This is a genomic window from Pseudomonas silensiensis (assembly GCF_050434865.1).
Taxonomy (GTDB): Bacteria; Pseudomonadota; Gammaproteobacteria; order Pseudomonadales; family Pseudomonadaceae; genus Aquipseudomonas; species Aquipseudomonas fluorescens_W.
This window is the reverse complement of sequence record NZ_JBNDJH010000005.1, coordinates 342,710-357,990: the sequence shown is the minus strand read 5'-3', so window position 1 is coordinate 357,990 and position 15,281 is coordinate 342,710. Positions and strand designations below refer to the sequence as shown.

17 protein-coding genes are annotated in these 15,281 nt (G+C 58.3%); 6 read left to right on the top strand and 11 right to left on the bottom strand.

Annotation, left to right across the window (positions count from 1 at the left end):
- Window positions 1–122 precede the first annotated feature (122 nt).
- Window positions 123–1,340 (top strand): DUF3422 domain-containing protein, encoded by a 1,218-nt coding sequence (locus QF010_RS10210; protein ID WP_033058778.1) that lies wholly within the window; start codon window positions 123–125, stop codon window positions 1,338–1,340.
- Between the two features lie 32 nt (window positions 1,341–1,372).
- Here QF010_RS10210 and QF010_RS10205 read toward each other — a convergent pair whose 3' ends face one another.
- The 3 genes from QF010_RS10205 to QF010_RS10195 form a co-directional block, all read right to left on the bottom strand.
- Entirely contained in the window at window positions 1,373–2,491 is a 1,119-nt protein-coding gene (locus tag QF010_RS10205; protein ID WP_033058722.1) for a glycosyltransferase 61 family protein, read from the bottom strand.
- Between the two features lie 74 nt (window positions 2,492–2,565).
- Complete coding sequence (locus QF010_RS10200) at window positions 2,566–3,720, bottom strand: hypothetical protein (RefSeq protein WP_429533057.1); 1,155 nt, start codon at window positions 3,718–3,720, stop codon at window positions 2,566–2,568.
- A gap of 323 nt (window positions 3,721–4,043) precedes the next feature.
- On the bottom strand, window positions 4,044–4,253 hold the full coding sequence (locus QF010_RS10195; RefSeq protein ID WP_033058718.1) for a hypothetical protein: 210 nt from the start codon (window positions 4,251–4,253) through the stop codon (window positions 4,044–4,046).
- 251 nt (window positions 4,254–4,504) lie between these two features.
- On the opposite strand from QF010_RS10195, the gene QF010_RS10190 reads away from it, so the two are divergent.
- Window positions 4,505–4,987 carry a hypothetical protein gene (locus tag QF010_RS10190; RefSeq protein WP_419866198.1) on the top strand — a complete coding sequence of 161 codons (483 nt, stop codon included), beginning with the start codon at window positions 4,505–4,507 and terminating at the stop codon, window positions 4,985–4,987.
- A 14-nt stretch (window positions 4,988–5,001) separates the two neighbouring features.
- On the opposite strand, the gene QF010_RS10185 is transcribed toward QF010_RS10190, so the two are convergent.
- Genes QF010_RS10185 through QF010_RS10160 form a run of 6 tightly spaced genes read right to left on the bottom strand, consistent with a single transcriptional unit; the run spans window position 5,002 to window position 11,032 of the window.
- Window positions 5,002–5,766 carry an ABC transporter ATP-binding protein gene (locus tag QF010_RS10185; protein ID WP_429533056.1) on the bottom strand — a complete coding sequence of 255 codons (765 nt, stop codon included), beginning with the start codon at window positions 5,764–5,766 and terminating at the stop codon, window positions 5,002–5,004.
- 6 nt (window positions 5,767–5,772) lie between these two features.
- Window positions 5,773–7,104 carry an ABC transporter substrate-binding protein gene (locus QF010_RS10180; RefSeq protein WP_033058715.1) on the bottom strand — a complete coding sequence of 444 codons (1,332 nt, stop codon included), beginning with the start codon at window positions 7,102–7,104 and terminating at the stop codon, window positions 5,773–5,775.
- Between the two features lie 52 nt (window positions 7,105–7,156).
- Window positions 7,157–8,224 (bottom strand): branched-chain amino acid ABC transporter permease, encoded by a 1,068-nt coding sequence (locus QF010_RS10175; RefSeq protein ID WP_429510371.1) that lies wholly within the window; start codon window positions 8,222–8,224, stop codon window positions 7,157–7,159.
- Between the two features lie 22 nt (window positions 8,225–8,246).
- The gene (locus tag QF010_RS10170; protein ID WP_429510372.1) at window positions 8,247–9,128 is read right to left on the bottom strand and encodes a branched-chain amino acid ABC transporter permease; all 882 of its coding nucleotides are present in this window, start codon (window positions 9,126–9,128) and stop codon (window positions 8,247–8,249) included.
- 2 nt (window positions 9,129–9,130) lie between these two features.
- Window positions 9,131–9,931, bottom strand: coding sequence for an ABC transporter ATP-binding protein (locus QF010_RS10165; RefSeq protein ID WP_429510373.1), 801 nt, complete (start codon window positions 9,929–9,931; stop codon window positions 9,131–9,133).
- Window positions 9,932–9,940: 9 nt separating this feature from the next.
- The gene (locus tag QF010_RS10160) at window positions 9,941–11,032 is read right to left on the bottom strand and encodes an AMP-binding protein (protein WP_429510374.1); all 1,092 of its coding nucleotides are present in this window, start codon (window positions 11,030–11,032) and stop codon (window positions 9,941–9,943) included.
- A 293-nt stretch (window positions 11,033–11,325) separates the two neighbouring features.
- Between QF010_RS10160 and QF010_RS10155 the strand changes: the two genes are divergently transcribed.
- The gene (locus QF010_RS10155; RefSeq protein WP_008156931.1) at window positions 11,326–11,487 is read left to right on the top strand and encodes a hypothetical protein; all 162 of its coding nucleotides are present in this window, start codon (window positions 11,326–11,328) and stop codon (window positions 11,485–11,487) included.
- The gene (locus QF010_RS10150) at window positions 11,484–12,131 is read left to right on the top strand and encodes a helix-turn-helix domain-containing protein (RefSeq protein WP_008156932.1); all 648 of its coding nucleotides are present in this window, start codon (window positions 11,484–11,486) and stop codon (window positions 12,129–12,131) included. The genes QF010_RS10155 and QF010_RS10150 overlap by 4 nt, the downstream gene beginning before the upstream one ends.
- A 71-nt stretch (window positions 12,132–12,202) precedes the next feature.
- Here the strand turns inward: QF010_RS10150 and QF010_RS10145 are convergent, their stop codons facing one another.
- Window positions 12,203–12,709 (bottom strand): hypothetical protein, encoded by a 507-nt coding sequence (locus tag QF010_RS10145; RefSeq protein ID WP_080932069.1) that lies wholly within the window; start codon window positions 12,707–12,709, stop codon window positions 12,203–12,205.
- Window positions 12,710–13,006: 297 nt separating this feature from the next.
- Here QF010_RS10145 and QF010_RS10140 point away from each other — a divergent pair, with 297 nt between their 5' ends.
- Together QF010_RS10140 and QF010_RS10135 are read left to right on the top strand one after the other, a co-directional pair.
- On the top strand, window positions 13,007–13,309 hold the full coding sequence (locus QF010_RS10140) for a hypothetical protein (RefSeq protein ID WP_429533055.1): 303 nt from the start codon (window positions 13,007–13,009) through the stop codon (window positions 13,307–13,309).
- Between the two features lie 136 nt (window positions 13,310–13,445).
- Window positions 13,446–14,372, top strand: a complete 927-nt coding sequence (locus QF010_RS10135) for a universal stress protein (protein WP_429533054.1) — start codon at window positions 13,446–13,448, stop codon at window positions 14,370–14,372.
- Window positions 14,373–14,441: 69 nt separating this feature from the next.
- Here the strand turns inward: QF010_RS10135 and QF010_RS10130 are convergent, their stop codons facing one another.
- On the bottom strand, window positions 14,442–15,254 hold the full coding sequence (locus QF010_RS10130; RefSeq protein WP_033060297.1) for a class I SAM-dependent methyltransferase: 813 nt from the start codon (window positions 15,252–15,254) through the stop codon (window positions 14,442–14,444).
- Window positions 15,255–15,281 lie beyond the last annotated feature (27 nt).

The following is a 15,281-nucleotide window of genomic DNA, read 5'->3' as shown; positions in this document are numbered from 1 at the left end:
CCGTTTCTACCGTTTTTGGCGCCTGACTCACCATTTACAAGGCGCCTTTTTTTGAGCGTGTGACTCATCAGTTCATCGACCTGTCCCACCTACAACAGCAGTCGATCGATGGCCTGAACAGCATGCATCCGCAAAGACAAACCCTGCACAACGAACTGCACGCGCGTCCGTCACTGTATTTCGACGAACCGGCCCATGTGTTTCATCTGGCCTTCCTTGGCGGGGAACCGGAGTGCAATGCGCTGCTGGAGCGCTGCTGCCCTGCTCCGATCGATCCTCATGCCGCCCAGGGCATCACCCAACTCGATGGCCACGCCCTGAAATGGGAACGCCACGCCGAGTTCTTCACCCTGACCCTCGTGGTCACTTCATCCTGCGATGACTTGTCCTGGACATCGTTGCCCGAGGTGCTGGCGCAGAAGGTCGAAGCGCATTTGCCGCAGTTGATCAACTCGGTGCAGATCGTCGTGCGTGGCGAAGCCGGCCTGGACCTCGCCGGCTACGGCTTCAAGGACCCGTGCGGTTCCTGCGTGGGCGGTGGCGATGCGGTGGTCTGGAGCGATTTTCGTCTCAGCGAGGATGGCAACAACCACATCCTGTTCATCAATCGGCGCCTCAACGCTTACCGCCAAGGGCGGATGATCCGCCGTCTGCTGGAAATCGAGACCTACCGCATGATGGCCTCGCTGTCGTTGACCACGGCCAAGACCTTGAGCGCGCAACTCGATGTCTTTGACAAGACCTTGGTCACCCTCTCCGAGCGTAACGCCGACGCTGACAGCGGCAACGCGAAAGCCCTGTTGGCGGACATCTCCAACCTGTCAGCCCAAGTGGTCAGCAGTACCGCGAAAACCCGCCACCGCTTCAGTGCCACCCAAGCCTATGCCCAACTCGTGTACGAGCGTCTGGGCGAATTGCGGGAAAGTCACGTCGGCGATTGCCAGCGCCTCGGGGTGTTCATCGAGCGCCGCTTCAAACCCACCGTCAGGTACTGCACCGCCACCGAACAACGCCTGGAGCACCTGGCCAAAAGCGTGGCCAACCTGGGCGACCTGTTGCAAGCGCGGGTTCAGGTGGAAATGGAAGAACAGAACTCGGAAATTCTCAAAAGCCTGAATGCCCGCGCCGACGCCCAGATCAAGATCCAGCGCGCCGTCGAAGGCCTGTCGATTATTGCCATTACTTACTACCTGCTGAACCTGCTCAAACTTGGCTACTCAGGGTTGCACCTGCTCGGCGCCGAGGTGGCCCCGCGAGAGGCGATGCTGGCCATGACACCCCTCGCGATCGCCATCCTTGCGCTGATTATTTTGCGCATCAAGAAAGTCAAAGAGCACTGATACGGTGAATCGCAGGGAGGCGCTATCACCCATCAGGATGGGAACATGTCCAGTGTGCGCTCAACCTCTTGAATGTCGATTGTGAAGCCATCGCCCTCTGGCGTTCCGACCACAAAGCCAAAATTCTGGTTGTCGCGATCCGTCAGGTACTTGAAGTAGCTGACGAAACGGTTCGGTGGCTGCAGTACCAGCAACGAACCACCCTGCGGCAGCACATTGATGCCATGCACAAGCTGGCTCCCTTCGACCCCCACCACGGTCCGCGCCCCGGCACACGTCGCCACGATGGTCGGAACATCGGTTTTCAAAGGATTGATGATGCGAAACCCTCTGGTCTTGCGCAGATGTTCAGCGAGCTCCATTTCATTGCGCAATAAACGTAAGTCACCGTCGCCACCCCGCAGAATGAACACGCCAGGGTGAGTGTCATAGCTCACGTGCGACAGTAGCTTTTCACCCATGGCACGGAAGCGTAAGTGCCTGCTTTGATTGTTGCTCACATCGTCGAACAGCACGAGTTCATGAAAAAACGCACTGTGCAGGCGAAGCGGCTTCATATCAAACCAGTCCTCATAGGCGGGAGCCTGGGTAAACAGAGGAAACCTGGCGGATGGCGCGGTGGTTACCGGGACGCCTTCGTCGCATGCCAATGAATAGGTCGGGCAGTCTTCCATCAACCATGTGCCAAACCATGTGTTTCCATTTTGCGTGCAGTAGGCGGCACCGCGCTCGATCTCGTTTTCCACGTGAATTCGCGGAAACATACCGGGCTTGAGAGACAACCAGTGACTTGCATTATCCTTGTAGAGCGCTCCATCGATCAGCCAGACATCCTTGATCAGGTAGCCACGTGTCGGAGCTTGTACGACGTTGCCCAGCCCTTCCATTGTGCGAGCGGGATGCTCGAAAGGATAAAAGCGCTTCGCCTCCCATCCTGTGACACGGTCCATTTGATTGGGCAGAAAGAATGCAGGCGGAGAATACGATGTCCCACCCGGAGCAACATTCCAGGTTTTCGCCGCCAGGCTTTTCAAGTTGATCTCCGCCTTTCGTGCGAATCTTTTTCTTGCCATATACCGGTAGGCGGCAAGGGTCCATTTTTTTCGATTGCCAGTGGTCGACGTACTTATTGGCGAGACATCACTTTCCATGAAGAGTCCTCCCTGCGGGACAGGGTCAATAGCCAGACGCGAAGCGCTCTGTTTATTTCAGTCGTGGACATTGCTCAGCTGGATGCAATCCTTTTCATAATGGGAGGGGTCTGCAAACCGGCGTAGCGACTACGCAAGGTTTCGAAAAAATGTTCGCCCGAACTCTTGGCGCAATACAGATAAATCTTGTGCAGCCCGCCAAATACCATTTCATGATAACGGCTGGCGACTTCCTCATCGCTTAGCCCGTCCGGCAAGCCAAGGTGAAGGGTCATTTCCTTTCCTTCGACAGCGAATAGCGGCGTGTCCCAGAGGAATTTGGCTGCCCCTGTCTTGGGCAGCCGGACAAACATATAAGCGTGGTTTCCCAGGGAATCAATGTCACCGCCACGCCTTCTTTTCCATTTCAGAAGTCCGTCATCCGGTCGCGCCAGGCAAAGACCGATGTCGTAATAATCGAAGCCATTGTCTATCGCCCATTCAAGTGCCATGAAGGTGGTAATCGAGTTCACTTCACGCAGTTTTTTGGCATCTGAAAATATCGCCTCGGTATATCCGAAACGTAGCGTGCTCCAGTAGCGCTTTCCGCCCCGGGTTATTACGCAGCCAAGGTGGCATGCAACAACCTCGTCTTCCAGCATGATCAGGTCGAGCCGGCCGACAGTCTTGGCGATCCTGAAAACCTCTTGCGTGGCAAATTGCGCAGCGTGGATGCCTTGCCTTGCCGTGGCATAAGGTCGAAGCATTTCCCTGTCTGCCTTTTCAATGTCTTCATCCAACAACGTCTGGACCATTCGGTAGCGCGGTCGGTTCTTGCGTATATTTCGACGCAATTCGCTATCGTATTTTGTGGTGATCTCCTCGATGGATCGCCCCAGCGGTACGACGGCACTCAGATACAAGGGTACAGACAAGGCCCCCGAAGTCGGCATTTCACTGACCCCTACCACATGACTCGACGCGCCAGGTTCCTGTTCACCGTCGACCATGGGGGAATCACCTTGGGACTTTCCCCTTATGAGCAGCTTGGCCATCTCCCGCTTCTTTTTCCTTCCGATATAGAGAATTTCGTAAGGACTTTCGTTCTGCGCTCTGAACCTGGCAATTTCCCAGCGCCAGAAACACGCACGTCCAAAAATATCTCGTAACCAGTTTGAAGCGTTTCTTATTTCATATCGCATTGAAGGCGATATGAGTTTGCGAATAACTTCCGCCACGTTCTTTTTCATTTCTTCGTCATCCTTTGAGCTTTATTTTGGGTAGATCAGAAAAAGATCAAGGCGGAACTTCAAAAGGCGTGATTAAGCCTTGATATAAAAGACATATTTTATAAGGAGCGCTCTCACGTTCTGTGACTAGTAAAGATCAAGGTAGCGACTTTGCAAGCGACATAGGGGAGCGCCAGTCATCTATTTCATGACGCCAATTTTTATTCCAGACTCAGTAGAAGCGCCGTCAGTATGGCGTTGTCGATCGACCCCCTGGTCGCGCCCCGGTTAACTGACGTGGAATGTCCCCCGCACAATCGTCCTTAGTCAGCGCCCAACGTAATTTACGGCGTGACTAACTCAGTGCTTGAAGTAGAGACATTAAGGAAGGCATTCCAAATCTCGTAAGCATCGTGATGCCGTTTGGTCGCCTCTTCCCATTCTGGTCCTGAAACACATTTGGAAGAGACCAGCGTCATCATGCCCATCGTTGCGGCGTCCAGCTCGATCAGGAAAGCGTGAGACTGGATTCTGAAGTCTTCGACCGATGGCATTACGTGTTCCCCCGGCGGATTGCACCGCCATTAAGGAGCGGATGCTCCTCGGACGGTGGAGTACCGCCAGGAGGGAAAATTCAGGCAATCTGACCGCCGGTACGTTTCGTTGCCCAAGCTGATCGCCGAGGGTCGTGAGGCCATAATCTTGAAGACATGCCGCTCCTTTACTACTGTAATTTGCATTGACGTTGAACGGGGCCAGACCGGTTCCGGTGCTACGCTTTCATTTCCTGATAGAGAACGAAGCGATGTCCACCGAACTCTCAACCCCCATACTCACGACTTTAGCCATGAAACGGATCCTGATCGGTGGTATCACAGCAGCGATTATCGGCACGATGACGTATGGATTTTTCCAATGGAAAATCGTCGAAAGCCAAAAACACGACATGCTGTGCGGACAGGCCAAGCAGACGCTCAAAGGCGTGGAAATCCGGGCGCGGGCATTGGCTGCCGGACTGTCCGTAGAAGCCTATGGCAAGGCTGAAGAAGACGAAGTGGCGACACTCATTGGTGCGCTCGACGCCGCCAGGAGCGACGCTGAAGTCGACTCGGTCATAGAGGCTCACGCTGCCACCATAGAAGCAGAGGATGCAGCTATTGACGCTCAGGTTGATACCCGAGGCGATCAGACATTCCTCGAGCAACGACTCGTGAAACAGCGGATACCGGTCGACGTTAAACTAGAACTGCGACGCGCCGCGAAGGCCGTTAGCCTCATGTGCAGTTAGTATTCAACAGTGCCCTACCCCACGCCCCCCAAGTAATAGTTCTGAATATCCTCGCGCACGGCCAACCCGGCCGCCGAACCTTCATCCACCACCCGGCCGTTCTCCAGCACAAATGCGTACTGAGCGTAATCCAGGGCGATGTTGATGTTCTGCTCGGCCACCAACAGGCTCAAACCCTCCTCACGGTTGAGCCGGGCGAGAATCTCGAAAATCTCATCGACCACCTGCGGCGCCAGGCCCATGGACGGTTCATCCAGCAGTAACAGACGCGGCTCGGACATCAGTGCCCGGCCGATGGCAACCATTTGCTGCTCCCCACCGGAGGTGTAGCCGGCCAGGCGCTTGCGCAGCAGGCGCAATCTGGGGAAGTAGCCGTAGATGCGCTCCAGACGCTGATTCAGCACCTTGCGTGACGGCCGCCCGACAAATCCGCCGATCAGCAGATTCTGTTCGACGCTCAGGTGGGTGAAGCAATGCCGCCCTTCAAGCACCTGGGCCAGCCCCGCCAGCACCAGGCTGGCGGGGTCGGCATCGGTGATCACTTGCCCTTGATAGATAATTCGGCCCTTGACCACTTCACCGCGTTCGGCCCGCACCAGGCTGGAAATCGCCTTGAGCGTCGTGCTCTTGCCCGCCCCATTGGCCCCGAGCAGGGCCACCATTTGCCCCTTGCCGACCTGCAGCGTTACACCGCGCAAGGCGAGAATCGACTGTTCGTAGAAAACTTCGACCTGCTCCACGCTCAGCAATGGCGGGTCGGCTTGTAAGCTCTGGCTCATCGGACCTTATTGCTCCTGGCTGCAGTTGCGCGGGGTGATGCCTTTTTCCTTGGCGTACTGGGCGGCGGAGGCTTCGATGATCGGCCGTAACAAGGCGCGATCAGCCTGGACCCAGTCGCTGATCAGGTTCCAGCGTTGGCCGTCCCATTGCTGAAAACGCACGGCGCCACCGCCTTCATGGTCGGCACACGACAGCTTCAATGGCTGCACCAATCCTTTGGCGCCCAAGGCCTGCAAACGCGCATCGTCGAGGTTCAAGTGCTCGAAGCCCCAGCGCACTTGCTCACCGGTCAGCGGTTTATCGCCATACTTTTCCTGTGCCAGACGCAGGGCTTCGACGTTGAGGATGCCGTTCACCACGCCGAGGTTGTAGTACACGGTGCCAAAACGCTTCGGATCGGCCAGGTTGCCTTTGCTGGCGTCCACCACGTTTTGCTTGATGCCTTGCAGCACCGGGAAATCAGTGCCCGAAGGGTGGGTGGTGATCGAGATGAACCCTTTGGCGGCAGCACCGGCCGGGACCACGTCTTCTTCCGAGTTGCTCCAGATATTGCCGATGATGTGATCCGCCGGGTAACCGACCTTTTGCGCCGACTTCAGCGCCACCGGGTTCATGACTCCCCAGCCGCGCAGGATCACCCAGTCAGGCTTGAGGCGACGGATGTTCAACCACTGCGATTGTTGCTCGTTGCCGGGGTGCGGCACTTCCAGAAGGGTCAGCTCGAAACCGGCGTTTTTCGCCAGGGTTTCCAGTACGCCGTTGGTTTCCTTGCCATACGGCGAGCCGTGGTAGAGCACGGCGATTTTCTTGCCCTTGAGTTTGTCAGCCCCGCCTTCGCGCTGGCCGATGTAATTGATGATCGCCGAGACTTCCGAATACGGGTTGAGCTGCAACGGGAACACATACGGGAAAACACTGCCGTCGGTGGAGTCGGTGCGGCCATGGTTGATGGTGATCAGCGGCAGTTTGTCGGCCGTCGAACGATCCAGTGTCGCGTAGGCAATGCCCACCGACAGCGGATTGGTCGCGGCCGCTGGCGCACCGTTGAGGCCACCTTTGAGGCGCTCGTAGCATTCGACGCCCTTCTCCACCACGTACTCGGTTTCGCATTCGCTCCAGGTCAACTTGACCCCGTTGACCCCGCCCTTGGCGTTGACGTATTGCAGGTAATCGATAAACCCGCCGAAGAAGCCGGTGCCACCGGCGGCGTACGGGCCGACCCGATAGCTCTGCAAGGGAAAGTACTGTTCGTTGGCAGCCTGGACGCCGGCACTGAGCCCGGCAGTCAGCAAGGCCAGGCCCAACGCCAGGCGGCGCAGCGGTTTACGGTGAGTCATAAGGGCAGTTCCTCGTGTGAGATCGATGGTGTTTTGTCAGGGATAAAAGGAATCAGTAACGCAACGGCCAGACCCGCGCGCGTTGACGAAAACGCTGCCAGAGCCTCGCCAGGCCTTCGGGTTCCTTGATCAGGAAGGCGATGATCAGTGCGCCGAAGAGCATTTTCTGAATGTTTTCCAACTGCCCGGAATCGATCAGCCCCGAGGGTAAAAGCCCAAAGACATTGGCCAACAGAATCGGGAACAGCACGATGAACGCAGCGCCCAGAAAGTTGCCGAGCACACTGCCCAGGCCGCCGATAATGATGATGAACAACACCTGGAATGAGCGGCTGAGATCAAAGCCGTGGGGCTCCACCGTGCCCAAATAGGCGAACGCCCACAGCGAACCGGCAACACCGAGGTAGAAGCCGCTGATGGCAAACGCCAGCAGCTTGGCCTTGAACAGACGAATACCGATCACCGCCGCGGCCGTGTCCATGTCGCGCACCGCCATCCAGTTGCGGCCCAACTCACTGCGCACCAGATTCTTGCCCAGCCAGAACAGCGCTACCACCACGGCCAGGGTCAACAGGTAACGGCCACGGGGCGAACTGAAATCCAGCCCGGCGATCAGCAGCGGTGGCGAGGTGATAACCCCGGACGCGTTGTCGTTGGTAAACCAGCTGAACCGGGTCAGCACCCACTCCACGACAAACTGCGCGGCCAAGGTCGCCACCAACAGGTAAAAACCCTTGATCCGCAGGCTCGGCAAACCGAAGAGCACGGCCACCAGCGCGGCGATCACCCCGCCCAGGGCAAAACTCACCAGCAACGGCAACCCCGGCACTCGCAATTGCAGGTTGTAGGCCGCAAACGCTCCCACCGCCATGAACGCGGCGGAACCCAGTGAAAGTTGTCCGGCATAGCCGGTCAGCAGGTTCAAACCCAGCCCCGCCAGGGACAGCACCAGCAGCGGCACCAGAATCGCGCTGAACCAATAGTCATTACCGAGCAAAGGCACCGCGAAGAACGCAAAGCCCAATAGTAGCCACAAACCCAGACGGTCCTGGCGCAAGCGAAACGTGCGCCGCTCTGCCGCGTAGGTGGTGCTCAGTTGACCGGCTTCTCGATAAAGCATGGAAGTATTCCTTGAAAGAAAATCAGACCCGTTCGATTGCCCGCTCACCGAATAACCCGGCAGGCCGCACCAACAGGAACAGCAACGCAAGGACGTAAGGCACCCAGTTTTCGATCCCGCTGCCGATAATCGGGCCGAGGTAAATCTCGGCGAGTTTTTCCGCCGCGCCGATGATCAGCCCGCCGACAATGGCGCCACCAATCGAGGAGAAACCGCCGATGATCAGCACCGGCAACGCCTTGAGCACCACCAGCGACAGGGAAAACTGAACCCCAAGACGAGCGCCCCAGAGCAGCCCCGCGACCAGCCCGACGAAACCCGCCACCGCCCACACCAGCGCCCAGATCCGTGGCAGGCGAATGCCTACCGCCAAGGAAGCCAGCGGATCATCGGCCACCGCTCGCAAGGACAAACCGACCCGGGTCTTGTTGAACAACAGCGACAAGGCGATCACCAGGGTGGCAGCGGTGCCCGCGGCGAACAGGTCGAATTGCGAGAGCAACATGCCGCGGATTTCCAGTGGCTCATCGGCGATGCCCAATTCCAGGCCGTGGACCTGAGCCCCCCACAGAAACTGCGCAAGGCCTTCGATCATGTACGACAGCCCGAGGGTGGCCATGAACAGGATGATCGGCGGGCGATTGACCAAGGGCCGCAGGACCATTTTCTCGACCAGCAACGCCAGCACCACCATGCTCGCCAGGGTGACGATAAAGGCCAAAACGAATGGAAAGCCGCGTTCGAGCAGGCTGACAAAGGTCAGCGCGGCGAACAGCACCATCGCGCCCTGGGCGAAATTGAACACACCGGAGGCCTTGTAGATCAGCACAAAACCGATGGCCACCAAGGAATACATGACGCCGGCCAGCAACCCGCCAATCAGCACTTCAAAGAAAAATTCCATGCTCAGTGGCGCTCCGTGCGGGTTCGCCGCGTGCCCAGATAGGCCGCGATCACGTCGGGGTTGGCGCGCACTTGCTCAGGGGTGCCGTCACCAATTTTGCGACCGTAATCGAGCACCACCACGTGATCGCACAGCCCCATGACCACACCGATGTCATGCTCGATCAGCACAACGGTGGTGCCGAACTCACGGTTGATGTCACGGATGAACTGGCTCATCTCACCCTTCTCTTGCGCGTTCATGCCGGCCATCGGTTCATCCAGCAGCAGCAACCTCGGCTCAGCGGCCAGGGCTCGGGCCAGTTCGACACGCTTCTGCAATCCATACGGCAACTTACCCACCAGCACATGGCGCCAGGGATGGATGCGCAGAAACTCGATGACCTTTTCGGCGTGGCGGCGTTGTTCGTCGTCCTCGCGAGGGGCACGTCCCAGGCGCAGCATCTGCTCGACCCAGCTGCTGCGCCGTTTGAGGTTGCGACCGGTCAGCACGTTGTCGAGCACGCTCATGCCCTTGAACAACGCGATGTTTTGAAAGGTCCGCGCAATGCCTCGCTCGGCTGCCTGGTGCGGGCGCATGCGTCGACGCGTCTGCCCGGCGTAGCTGACGCTGCCGCTCTGGGCCTGGTAGACGCCATTGATCACATTCAGCAGCGAACTTTTGCCGGCGCCGTTGGGGCCGATCAGCGCGCAGATTTCCCCGGCCTTCACAGCGAAGCTGATGGACGTAATGGCCTTGACGCCCTTGAACGACAGGGAGATGTCATCGAGCCGCAGTAATACGGATTCAGTGGTTGCGCTCATGGGGGCTCGTCAGACGGATTGAGAAATCAGGAGGGCTGGCGCATCGACCAGTGCCCGAGGGGTGAATGGCTCCTGCCAGTTGCCTGGGCGGATGCCCAGCGCACCAAAGAACTCGGCGCTCTCTGGGCTCAGCGCTGGCCCGACCAACAACGGTACGCGCAGGCGGCTCATGCCCAGTACGTCGAGCAACGGTCGGCGGATCAGCCAGTGACCGAGCCAGCGGCGAACACCGTTCACCTCCGGCACCATCGCCCAGCGGTACAGACGATGGCTGAAGGTGCCTGGCAACGGCAGGCGCTCCCGGGCCCAGAACTCAAGGCGGGCATAGGATTCGCGGGTACCCAGCACCAGCGTCGGCCCGAGCTCGCGGCGATCGGTGTCGCGCGTGGCCAGGGCCTCAGGGAAGTTCAAGCAGAAGCCGGCGCCCAGCCACGGCGCCAGCAAGTAACGCGCCTGACCGCTGGCGGCGAACACCCGGGCCGCCAGCGCTTCTTCGCTGGCGCTCAGCGACTCTCGCGCCACCAACTTGCGTGCGCCGTCCAGCAACTGCCCATGGCTCAAACGCTGGGGCTGACCAAGGCCGGCAGGATGAAAAACAAACGCCGTGGCTGCCGAGTCACTGACGGGCGCGGGTGCATCCGTCGTTACGCCTACGGACAACTCGGCATAAGCGTTCAGTGCGCGATCTTCGGCCGTGTTCAGTCCACGCCCGTCCAGGAACAGCAACACCCGTGGCGGTGTATCGATGCTGCGTACCTGTTGCACAGCGTCCAAGGCTTCGGCCAACACAAAGGCCGGTTTCAGTCGGGTCAACAGCGGTCGATTGTCGAGATCAGGGTCAAAAAGCGTGACGCTGCCCCCCAGCCACTGCGCGGCCAGTGCCAGCAACAACGCTTCTGAACGTGCCTGACTGATGATCAGCAAGTCATCGCCGCGACTGAACCCGCGTTGATGTAAAGCAGCGGCGAGCCGTCTGACATCCTCTGCCAATTCGCGCCAGCTACGGACGTGCCAGATGCCCAGGCGTTTGTAGCGCAGGGCAATCGCCGAACCACGGGTTTCGGCTTGTAGCAACAAGGTCTGGGGCAATGTATGGGTCATGTGGCCATCCTTCGGAGTGCTGTCTGCCAACAGCCATTGCAGCCTCCGTGCCAGCCACTAATTACTTATTTATCAATGTGTTAAACGAATCTATCGATCCAGCGCCCTGTATCGCTTGAGCACAGCCTGCCTAAACCCTGTTGCCTCACCAACACTTGCGCTCACTTGAGTGGATGCGTCGCTTTTATAAGAACCAAAAAGCATTAATAAATACAAAATCAGTATTTATCGTTATAAAAATATCCGCGTACTCTCAGCTCATCCCGTCATTCATCACCACAGTGAAGTGCCCCATGAATCCGACTGACAACCTCATCGACTTCGCCAGCTACCGCAAACGCAAACAGGCTCAGCAACGGGCGCGGGCCATGTGGGAAATGTATGCACGCAATGCAGGTTTACAGGCTTTTCAGTGGGTGCAAGCCGCTAAAGCCACCGAGACGCGTCACGCATGAACGCGCAGCAACCCTCGCGCTTTCTGGCGAGCGCCGACGAACCCGTGCTGGATTTGAATAACCTGGAACCACTGGAAGAAGACCCGATCTGCGAACGGGTCGCACAGAACCTGCAACGTCTGCGCGGCAAGCGTCATCTGTCCCTCGACGCCCTCGCCCGACAGTGCGGTGTCAGCCGGGCCATGTTGGCGCAGATCGAATCCGGGCGCAGCGTGCCGTCGATCAAGGTGCTGTGCAAAATTGCCAAGGGCTTGAAGGTGTCGGTGGCCGCGTTTCTTGAGCATCGGGCCTTCGAAGGCGTGGCGGTGCTGTCGGCCAGCCAGAGCAAACGCCTGGTCAGTGCCAGCGGCGCCTTTGTCAGCCGTGCGTTGTTCCCGTTCGACGTAGCGCGCCAATCGGAGTTTTACGAACTGCGCCTGAGCCCGCTCGGTGAAGACGTCTCCGAGGGCCATGGCCCCGGCGTGCAGGAAAACCTGGTGGTGTCGCAGGGCGTGCTGGAAATTAGTGTCAACGATGAACGCTACTTGCTCTCCACTGGCGACTCGATCCTGTTCTATGCCGACCAGCCCCACCGCTACCGCAACCCGGCCGACAGCGAGGCGGTGGCCTATCTGGTGGTGACGTACCCGGAACGCCTGGACTGAAAAAAAGCAGGCATTAAAAAGCCCGGCAGGTTTAACCCCTGCCGGGCTTTTTTAATGTCTGTCGCTGAGGATCAGCAGGTGCAGCACATCAGCGGCATGCCATTGCAGCTCATCATCATCGGCATGCTGCAGTCGTTCATCATTTTCATCATCAGGGTGCAGCAGTTTTTCATCATGTCCATGTTCATGCCCGCCATCGGCATGATTTTGCACATCATGCAGTCGGCCATCAGCGTGCATTCCATCACGCACTTCATCGATGGCATCGGCATGCCCATCATCGGCATTGGCATCATGGTGCTCATCATCGGCATGGCCATGCTCGCCTGGGACATGCACATCATGCTCATGTTGCCGCAATGCATCATCATCGGCATGCCGCAGTTCATCATCATCTGCATCATTTCAGCGCTGTTCTTGAACATGGCCATGTCCATGCCCGCTGCCGGCATCATCTTGCACATCATGCCGTCGTCCATCATTTCGCAGGTCATGGTCGCCATCATCATCGGCATGCCCATCATCGGCATCATTGGCAGGGTGGTGTTCATCGGCATTTGCATTGGCATGGCATTCATCTTGGTGTTGCTCCCTGAATCATTAAATAATTGGACGAAGCTGATGGCGCCGATTCTAAGGACTGACGCAGAGGCGACAAGATGATGACCGAGCAGCAAAAATGGATGTTGGAACCGCCCTAGTGTGGTCTTCAGGGCAACAATGGCTGCTACAACGAACAAGCCGCTGTCAAAACGAATACATGCACAGCCATGACGCGGCTTTATGGGTAATGGATATGCAAACAACAGCTATATAAATAACCGAAAGAAATAATCGATCTAAACAGTATCCGGTTTTTTCAGTTCAGCGGCTCAATGTCAGCGGCTCGGCAGAGTTCTGGCAAGATCAGCCAGGCCTCCGAGCAGATCGAGGGTGCGACGCTGCAATTGTCTGCGTCCTCCAAACAGGGATTGAGCAGCGCTGCCGCCGTCAGCTTCATTTCGTTGTCGCTGCAGGAACAGCGCACCGCCAGTGAGCAAGTCGCCTGCAACGTCGAAAGAGTGGCGCAAAGTGTGGAAGAGAACGCCGCCGCCCAAAGCGGGATCGTGCGAACCACCCAGGAACTCAAGGCAATGTCCGACGGACTGGGCGTTATTTTGCAGCGGTTCAGTTTCTGAATGACCCAGGAAGTGCAGCACGAACCTCAGCCTGCCCCCGGTTTACGGACGGCAGGTTGATCATGGTCAATACTTAGAGACTGGATGTACGACGCACGAGCCGCACGTCGGGCGGCTATTCCACGGGAGGTTCGTCATGTCTGGTCAATCCCGCTTCATGCTGGTTGCATCACCGCTGATGGAACACAGCCCCGCTTTCGACAGGGCCGCCGCACTGGCCAAGGCCGAAGACGCCGCGCTGCACATCGTCGCCTTCGATTATCTGGAAGGCCTGGCGACCGCCAGTCTGGTCAACGAAAAGGCCCTGGAACAGATGCGCGTGGGCTACGTCGAGCGCCACCGCCAATGGCTGGAGGAACAGGCCCGCCCCTTGCGCAAAATCGGGGTGCATGTCACCACCGAAGTGGCCTGGGTCGTACGCCCCCTGGAGGAAATCCTGATTCACCTCAAAGAGCAGCCGATGGACGTGCTGATCAAGGCGCTGGAGCACGAATCGCTGCTGTCACGGCTGATGTTTACCCCGCTCGATGTGCATTTGCTGCGCGAATGCCCGGTGCCGCTGCATTTCGTCAGCCACGCCGTGCACGCCTTGCCGCGAAAGATCATCGCGGCGGTCGACCCTTTTCATCGCGATGACCATTACAAAACCTTCAACGACCGGATCCTTCACGAGGCGGCGAAACTGGCGAGCGCCTGTAATGCCGAGCTCGATGTGGTCTACGCCTATGACCTTTCATCCATCAGCGCCGACGAATTCGGCTTCGACAACGGGTCGGCGTTTTTCTCGTCGGGCAAGGCCAGGACCGTGTTCGATTACCAGGAGGATGCCTTCAACGACCTGGCCGAGCGCAACGGCATCGCGCCGGAGCAGCGGCACATGATCATGGGCAACCCGGCCAAGGTCCTCACCCGCTATGTCGATGCCTATGACGTTGATGTGATTGTCATGGGCCGGATCGGCCATCGCGGCATGGGCCGGCTGATCGGCAGTACGGTGGAGCATCTGCTGTACAAAATGCCGTGCAGCGTTTGGGTGGTGTACACCGAGCGGCTGGATGAGTGATTACCCAACCGGACACCACAAACCCCTGTGGGAGCAAGCTCACTTCCACAGGGATTTTGTGTTGGCAGTTCAGCGCCGGGTGATGACTACTTCCAGGTATTCACTCGGCACCACCAGCGATTTATCTCCCGCTCTGTTCATGCGGTTGATCAGTTCGGTCAGGTCGTTTTCCAGCGCTTGGGCGCTTTCAGGTGGCAGCGCCGCGAAGGCTTTGTGGACCGGGCCGTACCAGGTGCGGAACGTATTGATGAAATGCGCCGCCGAGCGGTAACGAAAGTTGAAGGTCCTGCGCGTCACCTGGAGCAGAAAATCACGTTCGTCGAACTGCGTGTGCAGCCAGGCTTCGGTGCCCCACTGCGAAGGCGGTTGAGCGCCCGGTGGTGGCGGCAGGTGGCGGCCGAGGGTCTTGAACATCTGGCCGACAAACCCTTCGGGCGTCCAGTTCGCCAGGCCGATCCGCCCTCCGGGGCGACAGACCCGTGCCAGTTCCGCGGCGGCCTTGGGCTGGTCCGGCGTAAACATCACCCCGAAAGTCGAAAGCACGGCATCGAAGCTGGCATCCTCGAACGGCAAGGCTTCAGCGTCGGCCACTTGAAACGTCACTTCCAGGCGTTCTGCCCTGGCCCGGTCTTCGCCGCGTTCCAGCAGCGCGGCCACGTAGTCAGTGGAGGTGACGTGGCAACCACGGCGCGCGGCAGCGAGCGTCGCGTTACCGTTGCCGGCGGCCACGTCGAGCACGCGTTCATCGCAAAGCAGGTCGCAGGCCTCGGCGAGCTGCTCACCGACGATCTGCAAAGTGGTGCCGATCACGGCATAGTCGCCACTGGCCCAAGAGGCCATCTGACGGTTTTTCAAGGCAGTAAGATCAATGGGTGTACTCATGAATTCCGCTCCGTTGCGGGTTGGAAT